This is a genomic window from Catellatospora sp. IY07-71 (assembly GCF_018326265.1).
Lineage (GTDB): Bacteria > Actinomycetota > Actinomycetes > Mycobacteriales > Micromonosporaceae > Catellatospora.
In genome coordinates, this window is record NZ_AP023360.1 from 3,848,900 (window position 1) to 3,863,494 (window position 14,595).

14 protein-coding genes are annotated in these 14,595 nt (G+C 73.4%); 9 read left to right on the plus strand and 5 right to left on the minus strand.

Annotation, left to right across the window (positions count from 1 at the left end; all coding sequences use genetic code 11):
• Positions 1-90: 90 nt before the first annotated feature.
• A complete protein-coding gene (locus tag CS0771_RS17260; RefSeq protein ID WP_212841942.1) occupies positions 91-840 on the plus strand; it encodes a GntR family transcriptional regulator in 750 nt (249 codons plus the stop codon).
• Here CS0771_RS17260 and CS0771_RS17265 read toward each other — a convergent pair.
• Positions 831-1,202, minus strand: coding sequence for a MerR family transcriptional regulator (locus CS0771_RS17265; protein WP_212841943.1), 372 nt, complete (start codon positions 1,200-1,202; stop codon positions 831-833). The genes CS0771_RS17260 and CS0771_RS17265 overlap by 10 nt on opposite strands.
• Before the next feature lie 52 nt (positions 1,203-1,254).
• Here CS0771_RS17265 and CS0771_RS17270 point away from each other — a divergent pair, with 52 nt between their 5' ends.
• Both CS0771_RS17270 and CS0771_RS17275 read left to right on the plus strand, forming a co-directional pair.
• Complete coding sequence (locus tag CS0771_RS17270) at positions 1,255-2,250, plus strand: aldo/keto reductase (protein WP_212841944.1); 996 nt, start codon at positions 1,255-1,257, stop codon at positions 2,248-2,250.
• 373 nt (positions 2,251-2,623) lie between these two features.
• Positions 2,624-3,424 carry a TIGR02452 family protein gene (locus CS0771_RS17275; protein WP_212841945.1) on the plus strand — a complete coding sequence of 267 codons (801 nt, stop codon included), beginning with the start codon at positions 2,624-2,626 and terminating at the stop codon, positions 3,422-3,424.
• Between the two features lie 64 nt (positions 3,425-3,488).
• Here CS0771_RS17275 and CS0771_RS17280 read toward each other — a convergent pair whose 3' ends face one another.
• Positions 3,489-4,115, minus strand: coding sequence for an aspartate/glutamate racemase family protein (locus tag CS0771_RS17280; RefSeq protein ID WP_212841946.1), 627 nt, complete (start codon positions 4,113-4,115; stop codon positions 3,489-3,491).
• Between the two features lie 132 nt (positions 4,116-4,247).
• On the opposite strand from CS0771_RS17280, the gene CS0771_RS17285 reads away from it, so the two are divergent.
• A complete protein-coding gene (locus CS0771_RS17285) occupies positions 4,248-5,468 on the plus strand; it encodes an MFS transporter (protein WP_244870852.1) in 1,221 nt (406 codons plus the stop codon).
• Between the two features lie 173 nt (positions 5,469-5,641).
• The gene (locus CS0771_RS17290; protein WP_212841947.1) at positions 5,642-6,157 is read left to right on the plus strand and encodes a DinB family protein; all 516 of its coding nucleotides are present in this window, start codon (positions 5,642-5,644) and stop codon (positions 6,155-6,157) included.
• A 92-nt stretch (positions 6,158-6,249) separates the two neighbouring features.
• On the opposite strand, the gene CS0771_RS17295 is transcribed toward CS0771_RS17290, so the two are convergent.
• Both CS0771_RS17295 and CS0771_RS17300 read right to left on the minus strand, forming a co-directional pair.
• A complete protein-coding gene (locus CS0771_RS17295) occupies positions 6,250-7,497 on the minus strand; it encodes a cation:proton antiporter (RefSeq protein ID WP_212841948.1) in 1,248 nt (415 codons plus the stop codon).
• Positions 7,498-7,502: 5 nt separating this feature from the next.
• Positions 7,503-7,985, minus strand: coding sequence for a cation:proton antiporter regulatory subunit (locus tag CS0771_RS17300; RefSeq protein WP_212841949.1), 483 nt, complete (start codon positions 7,983-7,985; stop codon positions 7,503-7,505).
• A 305-nt stretch (positions 7,986-8,290) separates the two neighbouring features.
• On the opposite strand from CS0771_RS17300, the gene CS0771_RS17305 reads away from it, so the two are divergent.
• From CS0771_RS17305 to CS0771_RS17320, 4 genes are read left to right on the plus strand one after another with little or no spacing between them, the layout of a single operon-like run.
• Entirely contained in the window at positions 8,291-11,242 is a 2,952-nt protein-coding gene (locus tag CS0771_RS17305) for a nitrate- and nitrite sensing domain-containing protein (RefSeq protein WP_212841950.1), read from the plus strand.
• 2 nt (positions 11,243-11,244) lie between these two features.
• Positions 11,245-11,649, plus strand: a complete 405-nt coding sequence (locus CS0771_RS17310; RefSeq protein ID WP_212841951.1) for a roadblock/LC7 domain-containing protein — start codon at positions 11,245-11,247, stop codon at positions 11,647-11,649.
• The gene (locus CS0771_RS17315) at positions 11,646-12,044 is read left to right on the plus strand and encodes a DUF742 domain-containing protein (protein ID WP_371821421.1); all 399 of its coding nucleotides are present in this window, start codon (positions 11,646-11,648) and stop codon (positions 12,042-12,044) included. Before CS0771_RS17310 ends, CS0771_RS17315 begins: the two co-directional genes overlap by 4 nt.
• Positions 12,025-12,606 (plus strand): ATP/GTP-binding protein, encoded by a 582-nt coding sequence (locus tag CS0771_RS17320; protein ID WP_212841952.1) that lies wholly within the window; start codon positions 12,025-12,027, stop codon positions 12,604-12,606. The genes CS0771_RS17315 and CS0771_RS17320 overlap by 20 nt, the downstream gene beginning before the upstream one ends.
• A gap of 70 nt (positions 12,607-12,676) precedes the next feature.
• On the opposite strand, the gene CS0771_RS17325 is transcribed toward CS0771_RS17320, so the two are convergent.
• Positions 12,677-14,590, minus strand: coding sequence for a proprotein convertase P-domain-containing protein (locus tag CS0771_RS17325; RefSeq protein WP_212845885.1), 1,914 nt, complete (start codon positions 14,588-14,590; stop codon positions 12,677-12,679).
• Between the last annotated feature and the right edge of the window lie 5 nt (positions 14,591-14,595).

Below are 14,595 nucleotides of genomic sequence, written 5' to 3' on the forward strand. Positions count from 1 at the left end.
TTCCTAACCTGGGGTGCCGCGGTCATCGGCGGCGGCGGGGACGGCAGGGATACTTGCTGCGTCCCCGCCGCCTGCCGACAGGAGCGCCGCATGCCGAGTCCCCGGTATCGGGCCATCGCCGCGGACCTCGCCGAGCGCATCCGGCGCGGGGAGTACCCGCCCGGCACCGCGCTGCCCGCCCAGCGGGAGCTGAGCGTCCACTACGAGGTGGCGCTGGCCACGGCGCGGCAGGCGCTGCAGGCCCTGATCGACGACGGGCTGATCGTGGTCGAGGCCGGTCGCGGCACGTTCGTCGCCCCGGCGCGCCCGGCCTACCGGCTGGACACCCTGCGCAGCTTCGTCGACGACCTGCGGGAGCAGGGTCACCAGGTCGGCACCGAGGTGGTGTCCGCGTCGCTGCGCACCATGCCCGCCTGGGCCGCCGCCCTGTGGGGCGACCGGGACTCGGCCGCCCGCGCGCTGCGGCTGGAACGGGTGCGGCTGGTCGACGGCGTGCCCGCCATCCACCAGGTGTCCTGGGTGGACGAACCGTACGCGAGCCGCCTGCGCGGCACCGACTTCACCGCCGTCGCCCTCTACGCCGCCCTCGCCGACGCGGGCATGGAGATCGTCTCGGCGACCGAGCGCATCACCGCCGCCGCGCTCACCGCCGCCAGCGCGGGCCTGCTCCACCGGCCCGAGGGCAGCCCGGTGCTGGTCAGCGAGCGGGTCACCCGTACCCGCGACGGCGCGGCCGGCGTCGTGGACCGCGCCGTCATCGCGGGCGAGCTGATGCAGGTGCGCGCCGAGCGCACCGTGCACCAGGTGTCCGTGCAGTGGGGCGGCCCCGGTCAGCGCTGACCGGACAGCACCTGCTCGTAGTAGCGGATCTTGTCACGCAGGTGGCCGTACTGCTTCTCCAGCAGCGCCATCTGCTCCTCGACCGCTTCGGCGTGGGCGCGCAGCAGCTCGACCCGGTCGGCGACGGTCTGGTCGCCGCTGCGCGACAGCTCGGCGAAGCGGCACATCTGGTTGATCGGCATACCGGTGTCGCGCAGGCAGCGCAGCATGCCGAGCCAGCCCAGGTCGTCGTCGGTGAAGACGCGCTGCCCGCCCGGCGTGCGGTCCACCTCGCTGAGCAGGCCGATGCGCTCGTAGTACCGCAGCGTGTCGATGCTGAAGCCGCTGCGCCGGGACGTTTCGGAGGGGGTGTAGGCGGTCATGGCCCGACGATAGCTTGACCTGGAGCGCGCTCCAGGTGCCAGGCTCAGTGACATGACGACACGGACACTGGGCCGCAGCGGCATCGAGGTCAGCGCGCTGGGTATGGGCTGCTGGGCCATCGGCGGCCCCTTCTGGGGCGAGGACGGCCAGCCCTACGGCTGGGGCGAGGTCGACGACGACGAGTCGATCCGCACCGTGCACCGCGCCCTCGACCTCGGCATCACCCTGTTCGACACCTCCAGCAACTACGGCGCCGGGCACAGCGAGCGCGTGCTCGGCCGGGCCCTGGCCGGGCGGCGGGACGACGTGGTCATCGCCAGCAAGTTCGGCTACACGACGATCGAACAGACGCGCCTGGCCACGGGCGAGGACGCGACACCGGAGTACGCGGTCAGCTGCCTCGACGGCATCCTGCGCCGGCTCGGCACCGACTACCTCGACCTGTACCAGCTGCACCTCGGCGGGCTGCCGATCAGCCAGGCCCTCGACCTGGTCGCGACGCTGGAGGACCTGGTCGCGCAGGGGCGCATCCGGGCGTACGGGTGGAGCACCGACGACGCCGAGCGGGCGGCCGCGTTCGCCAAGGCAGGCGCGCACTGCGCGACGGTGCAGTACGACTCCTCGGTGCTCAACGACAACGCGGCGATGGTCGAGGTGCTGGCCGCGTGCGACCTGGGCGGGCTCAACCGGGGGCCGCTCGCGATGGGCCTGCTCACCGGCAAGTACCACGGCACCGCCGGGCTCATCGGCGGCGATGACGTGCGCGGCCGCAGCCCCGAGTGGCTGCAGTGGTTCGACGACGGCGTCCCCACTCCCGCGTGGGCGGCCCGGGTCGACCGGGTGCGCGAGGCGCTGACCAGCGACGGCCGCACCCTCGCGCAGGGCGCGCTGGGCTGGCTGCTCGCCCGCAGCCCGCACAACCTGCCGATCCCCGGCTGCCGCACGGTCGCGCAGGCGGAGGAGAACTTCGCCCCGCTCGCCCTCACCCCGCTGCCCGCCGATGCCTTCACCGAGGTGGAATCCCTCCTGGCCGACCTCCGCGCCTGAGCCGCGAGGCTTCCGGGCGGCTGCCCCGGATGCCCTCGGCGGGGCGGGGTTGCCGGGCGGCTTCCGCGGCTTCCGCGGTTGATCGCTATCTCGTGTCGAAAAGTGTGGTGTGGCCTCACCTTCCGACACGAGATAGCGATCTTCGTGGGGCGGCTCGACCGCGGGCTGTAGTGGGCTCGACCGCGGGCTGTGCGTTGATCGCGGTCTCGTGTCGGGAAGTGTGGTGTGGCTGCACTTTTCGACACGAGACCGCGATCTACGTGGGTGGGAGTGGTGGCAGGGGCGGCGGCCGTGGGGGCGGCGCAAAGCGGTTGCCGGTGGTGGGCCGGACTGCCTACCTTGCGGGCGTGGAAAGTTACGTGAGGGGGCGCCGGTGAGCGGCCGGTTGCGCGAGATCGCGCGGCAGACGGTGGCGATCGCCGAGGCGGGCGCCTATCGCGACGCCGCGGGGACGCCCGTCGAGATCGGAGCGGCGGTGCGCGCCGCGGTGGAGGGCACCCGGCACTACCGGCCGGAGGACCCGCTGGACCCGCCGGGCGAGCGTGCGGCGCAACCCCTGATCGAGGTGACGCGCGAGTCCACCCTGGTCGCCGCGCGCCGGGCCGGACCCGGGGCGGCGTCCCTGGTGTTCGCCTCGGCGAAGAACCCGGGCGGCGGCTTCCTCGGCGGCGCGCAGGCGCAGGAGGAGAGCATCGCCCGCGCCTCGGCGCTCTACCCGGCGCTGCTCACCGCGCCGGACTTCTACGCGTACCACCGCGCCCAGCGCGACCTGCGCTACAGCGACCGGGTCGTCTACTCGCCCGGTGTCCCGGTGTTCCGCGACGACAAGGGCAACCTGCTCGCCGAGCCCTACCTGACCTCGTTCCTGACCGCCGCCGCCCCCAACCTGGGCGCGATCGTGCGCAACCAGCCCGAGCACGCCGCCGACGTGCCCGCCGTGCTGCTGCGCCGGGCGACGCGTGTGCTGGCGATCGCGGCCGCGCACGGCCACCGCACGCTGGTGCTCGGCGCCTGGGGCTGCGGCGTGTTCCGCAACGATCCGGCGGTCGTCGCGGGCGCGTTCGCCGCGGCGCTGCGGACCGTGGACCGCTTCGACCACGTTATCTTTCCCGTGTACGACCGCGTGTCCGGCACTCCGGTGCACACGGCCTTCGCGAAGGTCTTCGGCGCCTGACGGCTCGGCTTCCGGGCTGCCGCCGCAAGCGGCGCGCGGCAGTGGGGCGGTCGGCGGAGGCGGATCAGAGGGACGCGGCGGCGCGCAGGCCGAGGCGCGGGGAGGCGAGCACCGGGATCGCGGTCGCGCCGCGCTCGGCGGCCGGGGCCATCGACGCCTGGGCCAGCACGATCACGTCCGCATCGGTCACCGCGGCCAGCGCGGCGGTGACCCGGTCGAGATAACCGTCGAGGTCACCGGCCGCGAAGCGGTCCCAGGCCCCGCAGATCACCTGCGCGCGCACCTCGACGGCGCGGCCCGCGCGGGCGGCCTCCTGCTCGATCAGCGAGCCGGTCGGCGCGAGGGTGGTGGCGAGCGCGGCGAGCACCGTGATCCGCGTACCGGCCTCGACCGCTGCGGCGGCCATGGGCCGGTCCACCCGCAGCACCGGGATGCCCGCCGCCGCGGCGGCGCTCTCGGCGAGTGCGCCGATGGTGGAGCAGGTGCACAGCACGGCGCGCGCCCCGGCCTCGGCGGCCAGCTGGATCTGCTGCGTGACCTGGTCCGCGACGGCCGGTACGCCGTGCCGGCGGGCTTCGTCGAGCAGGTGCTCGGCGACGATGTGGTAGAGCGTGAGCGTCGGGGCGACCTCGCCGCGGAGGCGGTCGAAGGTCAGCACGTGAGCCTGCGAGGTGTGCAGCAGCGCCAGCATCGTTCGTTTCCGGGCACGTATCGGTCATCAGGGGCGGGTCACGCTAACACCGCCCGGAGTGCCGCACCGGCCCGGCGAGATCGTGATCACACCGCTTTACAAACCGTACGTACGTACTGTTAGGTGAAAGCCGTGCTGAAGCGACTGCTGCCCGAATCCGGACCCCTGCGCGCGCTCGCCGCAGTCACCCTCGTCAACACCGTCGGACAGGGACTGTGGGTGACCTCGAGCGCCCTCTACCTCACCCAGGTGGTGGGGCTGTCCCCGGCGCAGTACGGCCTCGGCCTCACCGTCGCCTCTCTGGTCTGCGTGGTGGCCAGCACGCCGATGGGCTACCTGGCCGACCGCCGCGGCCCGCGGGGCGTCCAGCTGTGCGCGTACGCGCTGCAGGCCGTGCTCGCCGCGGCGATGCTGCTGGTGGCGTCCTTTCCGGCCTTCGTCGCGCTGTCGGCGGTGACCGCGCTGGCCGACGCGGCGGCGCGGGGTGCGCGCGGCGCTCTGATCGCCGGGGCGCTGCCCGCCGAGCGCCGGGTGCGCGGCCGCGCCTACCTGCGCGCCACCACCAACGTCGGCATCTCGCTCGGCGCCGCGCTGGCCGGCCTCGCCATCGCCGCGGACACGCCCACGGCGTACCGGCTGATGATCGTCGGCAACGCGGTCAGCTTCCTCGGCGCGGCGCTGCTCGGCCTGCGACTGCCCGCGGTCACGCCGGTGCCCGCGACCGGCGGCCCGCGCCTGGTGGCCCTGCGCGACCGGCCGTACCTGGCGTTCGTGGCGCTGGACGGGCTGCTGGCGATGCACTTCGACATCCTCAACGTGGTGCTGCCGCTGTGGATCGCCACCCGCACCGACGCGCCGCACTGGCTGATCGCCGTGCTGCTGCTGGTCAACACGAGCATGGTGGTGCTGCTGCAGGTGCGCGCAGCGCGGGGCACCGAGCGGCTGGACGGCGCCGCCCGCGCCGCGCGCACCGCGGGCCTGTTCGTCGCCGCGGCCTGCCTGCTGTTCGCGGCGAGCGGTGGGGTGCCCGGCTGGGCCGCGGTCGCGATGCTCGTCCTCGGCGCGCTGGTGCACGTGGTCGGCGAGCTGCGTCAGTCCGCGGCCGGCTGGGGCATCTCGTTCGGGCTCGCCCCGGACGGGGCGCAGGGGCAGTACCAGGCCACGTACTCGATGGGGGCGCAGTTCGGCCGGATGCTCGCCCCGGTCCTGCTGACCTGGCTCGCGCTGAGCCACGGGGTGCTCGGCTGGGCGGTGATGGCGGTCCTGTTCGCACTGATCGGCGCGGCGATCCCGTACACCGTCGCCTGGGCCCGCCGCAGTCCGCGCCCCGCCGCCGTGACGGCGACCCTCTGACCTGCGTCATCATCGGCCACCAACCACTGTCGTCCAAGGTGCCGGCCTCGGTGGACTGACGTGATCCGCCACCGTCCCGCCTGCCTCGGAACGTGCGGCTCGGCTCGCGCCGTGCCCCGCCGCCCCGGGGGAGGTGGGACGGTCGCGGTCAGCGGCCGCCTACGCTGGACGCCATGACGTTCCAGCTCCTCGACGCGGTCGCCGCGCTGAGCCGTACGCCCGACACCCTCGACGCGCTGCTCGGCGAGCTCGACGACGGCTGGGCCCGGCACCGCCCCGCCGAGGGCGAGTGGAGCGCGCACGAGGTGCTGGCCCACTTCATCCACGGCGAGCAGACCGACTGGATCCCGCGCGCCCGGATCATCCTGGAGCACGGTACGGAGCGCCCGTTCACCCCGTTCGACGTGCAGGGGCACGCCCCGATCGCGGCCGGGCGCACCACCGCCGAGCTGCTGGACCTGTTCCGCACCCTGCGCGCGGAGAACCTGGCCGCGCTGCGCGGCTTCGGCCTCACCGCCGAGGACCTCGCCCGCGAGGGCACCCACCCCGCGTTCGGCCCGGTCACCCTCGGGCAGCTGCTGGCCACCTGGACCACCCACGACCACGTGCACCTCGGCCAGGTCACCCAGGCCCTGGGCAGCCGCTACACCACCGAGGTCGGCCCCTGGCACGCCTACCTCTGGGAGTGATCCCGTCCCGCTTCACGCATACGTCGGCCCGCCTGGACTGGTTCGTTCCGGGCGGGCCGACGTATGCGGGAGAGGCGCGTGCCGCGAGCCGGTCAGGCTTTGGCGGGGGTGCCGTCGGGGTCCGGTGCGCCCACCTGGCCGGGCAGGTGGACGGGTTCCGGGGCGGCAGACGCGGCCGTGTGGGGGCGGCGGCGGCTGATGCGGTTGATGAGTGGCTCGACGCCGCGGGCGAACAGTGGGCCGAGTACGGCCAGCATGAGTACGTATGCGGCGGCGAGTGGGCCGAGTTGTGGGTTGATGCCCGCGGCGACCGCGAGGCCGGCGATGACGATGTTGAACTCGCCGCGGGGTAGCAGTGCGACGCCTGCGCGCAGGCGGCCGGCGACGCTGATGTGGGCACGTTTGGCGGCCCACCAGCCGGTGGCCATCTTCGTGGCGATACCGGCCAAGGCCATCAGGATCGCGATCCCGGCCACGGGGGGCAGGGCGCGGGGGTCGGTCTGCAGGCCGAAGAACACGAAGAACACCGCGGCGAACACGTCGCGCAGCGGGGTGAGCAGTTCGCGGGCGGTGTGGGCAAGGGGCCCGGACAGGGCGATGCCGACCAGGAACGCGCCGACGGCGGCGGAGACCTGCAGCTGCTGGGCGAGCCCGGCGACGAGCACGGTCAGGCCGAGGACCTTGAGCAGCAGCACCTCGGAGCTGGGTGAGGCGACGAACTTCTCCACGTACCGGCCGAACTTGAGCGCGATCACGAGGATCACCGTGATCGTCGCGCCGGCGATCGCCAGGGTCGTCAGCCCGGCGGCGAGGCTGACCCCGGCCAGCATCGCGGTGAGGATCGGCAGGTACATGGCCATGGTGAGGTCTTCGAAGACCAGCAGTGACAGCACGATCGGGACTTCGCGGTTGCCGAGCCAGTTCAGGTCGGCCAGGACCTTGGCGGTGATGCCCGACGACGTGACATACGTGATCCCGCCCAGCGCGACGGCCGCGACCGGGCCCCAGCCCATGATCAGGGCGACGGCGACGCCGGGGGCCGAGTTGAGGACGAGATCGACCAGCCCGGCGGGGGCGTTGTGGCGCAGCGTGCCGACCAGTTCGGGGGCGGTGTATTCCAGGCCGAGGGTGAACAGCAGCAGGATGACGCCGATCTCGGCGCCGGTCGCGGCGAACTCCTCGGCCGCGGCGATGGGCAGCAGTCCGCCCTTGCCGAACGCGAGACCGGCCAGCAGGTACAGGGGGATGGGTGAGATGCCGACCCGCAGCGACAGCGCGCCGAGCAGGCCCAGGGCGAGGATGACCGCGCCGATCTCGATGAGGACGAGGGCTCCGTGCATACGCGTCAGCCGTTGCGCATGATGTCGGTGACCGCGTCGGTGCCCTCGGCGGTGCCCACCGCCACGGCCAGATCGCCGGGGTGGAACACGAAGTCCGGACGCGGGCTGGCCAGGATCTCCCCGCCGCGGATCACCGCGACGATCGACGCGCCGGTACGCGTGCGGGCCTGCGTGTCACCCAGGGTCCGCCCGTCGAACGGCGACCCGGCGATCACCGGCACCTGCACGGTCAGCAGCCCCACCACCTGCCGGCGCAGGTCGGCCAGCCGCTCCACGATGCGGGAGGTGCCCAGCAGTTCGGCCACGCCGTTGGCCTCGTCGGTGGACAGCGACAGCGTCACCACGGCCGAATCAGGATCATCAGGTTTGTAGATCACGATGTCCCGCCGTCCCGATACGTGCGACACCACGGCCGCATGCTGGCCCTTGACGGTCTGGAACTCGTGACGCAGCCCGATACCCGGCAGCGCGGTCCGCTCGACGTCCAACGCTCTCCTCCTGGCGTGATCGTTTTCCGTAACCCTACCCAACCGGTAGGTAACTGGTCCAGCGCTGGACGGCCGTTACCGGCACGACCGCCGCCCGGCTCGTCCGGTAAGCAGGTATTCGCGGTGCTACCGCCCGTTCGGTCTGGTCCACTTAGGACGCCGTTGTTGTCCGGGTGGTTGTCGCACACGGCGTGCGACGGCTGACGTGCCGAGTCGTGTTGAGTTCATCCCGTCAGTCACCTTGCGTGGCGGTCATGGCACCGACAGGCGCGGACCGTCGCGTCGGCCTACACGGTGGGACAGTGATGAGCTCACGGACCTCGAACCTGCGAGCGAAGATCGTCTTCTTGCTGGCGTCGCTGGCCGCGCTGTGGGCGTTCGCCGCCTTCGTGACGCTGCGCGAAGGCCTCAACCTGTTCTGGATCAGCACCCTCGACCAGGAGGTCGGCCGGCCGACCGATGCGCTGGTGGCCACGCTGCAGGCCGAACGCCGCGCCTCCGCGGTGGTGCTGGCCGGCGGTGAGGGCGACGCCAGCGCCGAGCTGCAGACGGCCCGCGCCGCCACCGACGCCGCGGCCGCGCGCTTCCGCGAGTCGGTGCGCGGCACGACCGCCGGGCTGGCCGCCTCGGACCAGGCCGACCAGAACATCGCCGAGCTGGGCCGGCTGCTCGACCGGCTCGGCCCGGTGCGCACCGACGTCGACCAGCGCAGCGGCGGGCGCGCCGAGGCCGTCGCTTACTACACCCAGACCATCGGCGTCGGCTATCGCATCTTCGCCACCATCGGGAGCTTCGACGACAAGGCGATCAACGACCAGCTGCGCCACCTGCTGATCATGTCCCGGGGCCGCGAGCTGCTCTCGCAGGAGGACGCGCTCATGTCCGGCGTGCTCGCGGCGGGCCGCTTCACCGCCGCGGACGCCGCCGAGTTCGCGCGGCTCGTCGGCGCGCAGCGCAACATCCGCGACACCGGGCTGGAGGGCCTGCCCGCCGCCGACAAGGCGATCTACGGCCCCGTGCTGACCGGGCCGGCGATGACCCGCCTGCAGCAGGTCGAGGACGTGCTGGTCGAGCGCGCCCGCGCGGGCGAGCCGCCACCGGTGGGCAGCAACGAGTGGCGCTCGGCGTTCGACCCGGCGCTGGCGGCGCTGGCCCAGCTCGACATCGACCTGGCCGAGGCCACCATCGACCGGGCGGAGGGCCCGATCGTCCTGGTGATCGTGCGGCTGGTGCTGGCCGCCGGTCTCGGCCTGATCGCCGTCATCGCGTCCATCACGCTGTCGATCACGACCGCCCGCGCCATCGTGCAGCAGCTGCGGCGGCTGCGCGACGCCGCCGACGAGCTGGCCAACGTACGCCTGCCGCGCGTCGTGCAGCGGTTGCGCGACGGGGAGGAGGTCGACGTCATCGCCGAGGCGCCGCCGCTGGCCTTCGGCGCGGACGAGATCGGCCAGGTCGGGCAGGCGTTCAACGCCGCGCAGGAGACCGCCGTCCGGGCCGCCGTCGAGCAGGCGGAGCTGCGCCGCAGCGTACGCGACCTGTTCCTGAGCCTGGCTCGGCGCAACCAGACCCTGGTGCACCGCCAGCTCGGCATGCTCGACGCGATGGAGCGCCGCACCGCCGACTCCGCCGAGCTGGACGAGCTGTTCCGCATCGACCACCTGGCCACCCGCATGCGGCGCAACGCCGAGAACCTGATCGTGCTCGCCGGCGCCGTGCCCGGCCGCGGCTGGCGGCGCACCGTGCCGATGGTCGACGTGATCCGGGCCGCGGTCGCCGAGGTGGAGGAGTATCCCCGGGTCAACGTGCTGCCCAGCGAGACGGCCGGGCTGTCCGGGCACGCCGTCGGCGACGTGGTGCACCTGCTGGCCGAGCTGATGGAGAACGCGCTGGCGTTCTCGCCCCGGCACACGATGGTCAACGTCGGCGGCTCCGAGGTGGGCGCCGGCTACGTCATCGAGGTCGAGGACCACGGCCTGGGCATGACCCTGGCCGACCTGGACCAGGCCAACGCCCAGCTGCAGCAGCCCGCCGAGTTCCTGCTGACCAGCACGCCCCGGCTCGGCCTGTACGTGGTCGGGCGGCTGGCCGAGCGGCACGGCGTCAAGGTGCGGCTGCAGCCGTCGCCCGGCGGCGGCACCACCGCCGTGGTGCTCATCCCGGCCGCCCTGGTGGCCGACACCTGGCCCGCTGCCTCCGGCCTGGACAGCGGCGAGCACCAGGTCATCGAGGCGGTCGCCGAGCGGTCGCCGGCCGAGCGCCCCGGGCCGGACCGGGAGGCGGCCCCCCGCCCTCTGGCCGCGGAAGGGCTGCCCCGGCGCACCTGGCCCGACGACACCCCGTTCGAGCTGCCGCAGCGCTGGTCCGTGGCCGACGCGCCGCCCGTGCCCGCGCCGGCCGCCCTCGCCGCGGCCGACGACCCCGCCGCGGCCGACGACCCGGCCGCCCCGGCCGCGGCACCCGCCGCCACGCACGGGACCCGCGTGAACGGTTCGGCTCTCGCACCGTCGCACACCGGGGACCTGACCGCGCTGCGGTCCGCCGACAGCGGCCCGCCCGGCGTGCCGGGGCAGCGGGAGCCGGTCGAGAGCACCGTGTACACCCCGTCCGGCCTGCCGGTGCGCAGCCGGTCGGCGGCCCCCCGGGCCGAGCAGACCGCGTTCGCCGACACCCGTGCCGTCGAGCCGTCGGCCCTGGCGCGAACCTCCGTCGAGGCAGCGCCCACCAGCGAAACGGTGCCGGCCGCCGAGGCGGCGCCGACCGTCGAGGCGGCGCCCGACGTCGGGGCGCTGTCCGCCGTGGCGCGGCGCGGCGCGGAGGCGGCGGAGGCGGAGCACGCGGATGCCCCGTCCGACGCGGCGCCCGACGACGACGCCCGCGCGGCGTCGCAGATCTACAGCCTGATCACGGCGTACCAGCAGGGCAGCCGCCGGGGCCGGCTCGCCGCGGAGCAGCTGAGCACCGCACCCGCGGCCGGCCCGCCGATCCCGGCGCCACCGGACGCCGCGGCCCCAGCCGCGGCACCGACGGCGGCCGAACAGCCGACCGGGGCGTACCCGGTGGTGGAACTGCTGGTCAACGAGCAGGCGGCCGGCGCGTCGCCGACGGCCGTGCCGCTGGTCACCGAGACGGCGGCCGCCGGGCCGCGCGGCGCGGAGCAGGCCGGTCCACGCACCGAGGACCGGCCGCCCCTGCCACGGCGGCCGAGCCCGCGCACAACGCCGCGACACGAGAAGGGGCAGGGCAGGGAGAAATGAGCGTGGAGCAGAAGACGAGGGCTGCCGACCTGGCCTGGCTTGCCGACGACTTCGTCGACCGGGTGGCGCAGGCCCAGAAGGCCATCGTGCTGTCCGCCGACGGGCTGCTCATGGCCGCGTCCAACGGGCTGACCCGAGAGGACGCCGAGCACCTCGCCGCGGTGGCGGCCAGCCTGTTCGGCCTGGCCCGCGGGGCCGGTCGCCGCTTCGGCAAGGGCAAAGCGCGCCAGGCCGTCATCGAGATGGAGGGCGGCTTCCTGTTCGTGACCGCCGCGGGCAACGGCGCCTGCCTGGCCGTGGTGGCGGGCAAGGACGCCGACGCGGGCATGGTCGCGTACGAGATGGCGATGCTCGTCGTGCGGGTGGGGCAGTACCTGACCGCGCCGGTCCGGGGCAGCGCGCCGTGACCGCACCGTCGCCGGACGAGCTGCCCGATCAGGGCATGCTGTGGGTCGACGACGAGGCGGGGCCGCTGATCCGCCCGTACGCCATGACGTCGGGCCGGACCCGGCCGCGCCATGCCGACCTCGACCTGATCGCGGTGCTGATGGCGACCCGGCCCGCGCTGCCGTCCGACGGCGGCCTGGGCACGGTGTACGCGGAGATCATGGCGGTGTGCCAGCGCCCCGTGTCCGTCGCGGAGATCGCCGCGCACCTGCGGCTGCCCGCGGGCACGGTCCGGGTGCTGCTCAGCGACCTGCTGGAGCGGCGGCTGGTCCGGCGCCGGGCGCCCGTCAACGTCAGCCACCTGCCCAGCGCGGACATCCTCAAGGCGGTCATCGATGGCATCCGAGCTCTATGACGACGAGGGCGGCATCCCGGCCGCCTTCAAGATCCTGGTCGCGGGCGGGTTCGGGGTCGGCAAGACCACGCTGGTGGGCACGGTCAGCGAGATCGCGCCGCTGATGACGGAGGAGTACCTCACCGACGAGAGCGTCGGCGTGGACGACATCGCCGGGGTGGAGGCCAAGGGCACCACCACGGTGGCGCTCGACTTCGGCCGCATCACCATCAACGACGACCTGGTGCTGTACCTGTTCGGCACGCCGGGCCAGGAGCGCTTCATGTTCGTCTGGGACGAGCTGGCCTACGGCGCGATCGGCGCGGTGGTGCTTGCCGACACCCGGCGGCTGGAGGACGCGTTCAGCTCCATCGACTACTTCGAGCAGCGCGGCACGCCGTTCGTGGTGGCCGTCAACTGCTTCGAGGGCGCGCGGGTGTATCGGCCGCAGGAGGTCGAGCTGGCGCTGAACCTCGAACCGCACGTGCCGGTGCGCCTGTGCGACGCCCGGCGCCGCGAGTCGGTCAAGACCGTCCTGATCACCCTGCTGGAGCAGGTGATGGCGCAGGGCGCACGGGCCTAGGGCGGGGTCCGGGATCGGGGGTTCCGCCGCCCCGGGCGGTGCGTGCCCGGGGCGGCGGAGGTACGGGCGGCTACAGCGTCAGCGTCCAGCTGTTGATGTAGCCGACGTCGTTGGCCGCGGCGTCCTGGACCCGCAGGGTCCAGGTGCCGTTCTTCACCTCGGTGGAGAGGTTGACCGTGTACGTCTGGTTGATGTTGTCGGCGCTGCCGCCGGACCGGTTGTGCAGCACGTACGCCGAGCCGTCCGGCGCGATCAGGCTGACCACCAGGTCACCGATGTACGTGTGCACGATCTGCACCGCGACCGTCGAGGTCGACGACGCGTTGCCCGAGCAGCCCGCGATGGTGATCGGGCTGTTCACGGTGGCGTTGTCGGAGATGGTCACGTCGGTGCCGTTGGTGCCGGAGCAGGGCGGCGGGGTCGAGCCGCCGAGGTTCAGCGTCCAGCTGTTGATGTAGCCGACGTCGGCCGGCCCGGCGTCCTGCACCCGCAGCCGCCAGGTGCCGTTGGCGACCTCGCTGGACAGGTTGACGGTGAACGTCTGGTCGATGTTGTCGGCGCTGCCGCCGGTGCGGTTGCGCAGCGTGTACGCCGAGCCGTCCGGGGCGATCAGGCTGACCACCAGGTCACCGACGTACGTGTGCACGATGTGCACCTCGACCGTGCTGGCCGACCCGGCGTTGCCGGTGCAGCCGGTGATCGCGATGGTGGACTCGACGGTGCCCTGGTCGACGATGGTGACGTCGGTCGGGTTGGTCGCCGAGCAGCCCGGCGGCCCGGCCACCGTCAGTGAGAACGTGGTGGTCCGGGTGGCGCTGCTGCCGGTGCCGGTGACCGTCACCGTGTACGTGCCCGCCGGGGTGGACGCGCTGGTCGCGATGGTCATCGTCGACGACGAGCCCGAGGTGACCGTGGCCGGGCTGAACGACGCGGTCGCGCCGCTGGGCAGGCCGGACGCCGACAGGGTGACCGACTGGGCGCTGCCGCTGGTCACGGTGGTGCCGATGGTGGAGGTGACCGAGCCGCCCGCCGATGTGCTGCCCGAGGCCGGGCTCGCCGACATCGAGAAGTCGTTACCGGTCGGGGTGCCCACGGCCAGGGTCCACACCGCGTACGCGGCCGCGTCGGCGGCGCGGTTCAGCACCGTGTCGCTGATGTTGCTCGGGAACGTGTCGCAGGAGGCGTGGTAGCAGGGGTCGTAGTCGCCCGTGGTGCCGCCCCACTTGGTGACCTGCGCCGAGGTCTTGTTGGCGCTGGCGCCCGCGGCGATGCCCGAGGTCTGGATGCCCGCGGCGTTGAACGACGCGTCGTCGGACCGGCCCGCGCCCTCGACGTTCTCCTCCGGCGCCAGGCCGGGGAAGTTCGCGTCGTAGTACGCCTTGATGGTCTGCCCGAGGCTGCTGCTGATCCGGTTGATGAAGTAGCCGCCGTTGGTGGAGGCGATCATGTCGAAGTTGAGGTAGCCGGTGATCTTCGCGCGCTCCGTCGAGGACAGCGAGTTGACGTAGAACTCCGAGCCGTTGAGGCCCTGCTCCTCGTCGGTCCACCAGGCGAAGCGCACGTGCTTGAGCATGGTCGGGTTCTGCGACGCCAGCGTCAGCGCCAGCTCCAGCAGCATCGACGAGCCGGAGGCGTTGTCGTTGATGCCGGGACCGGCCGAGACGCCGTCGAGGTGCGCGCCGAGCATGAGGACCTGGTTGGTGTCGCCGCCGGGCCAGTCCGCGACCACGTTCGGGCCCGCGCCGCTGGTGCAACCGGAGGTGCAGTTCTGCTTGACCACGCTGTAGCCGGCGGCCTGCAGCGCGTTGAACACGTAGTTGACCGACGCGGTGTAGCCGGCGGTGTTCGAGCGGCGGTTGCCGCCGTTGTTGTTCGCGATGGTCTGGAACTGCTGCAGGTGGGTCCGGATGTTGGTGAGCGAGATGTCGGGCGGGGCCAGGGCGACGGCCGGGGCCTCGACGGCCACCGCGCCGGTCAGCGCCATGGCCA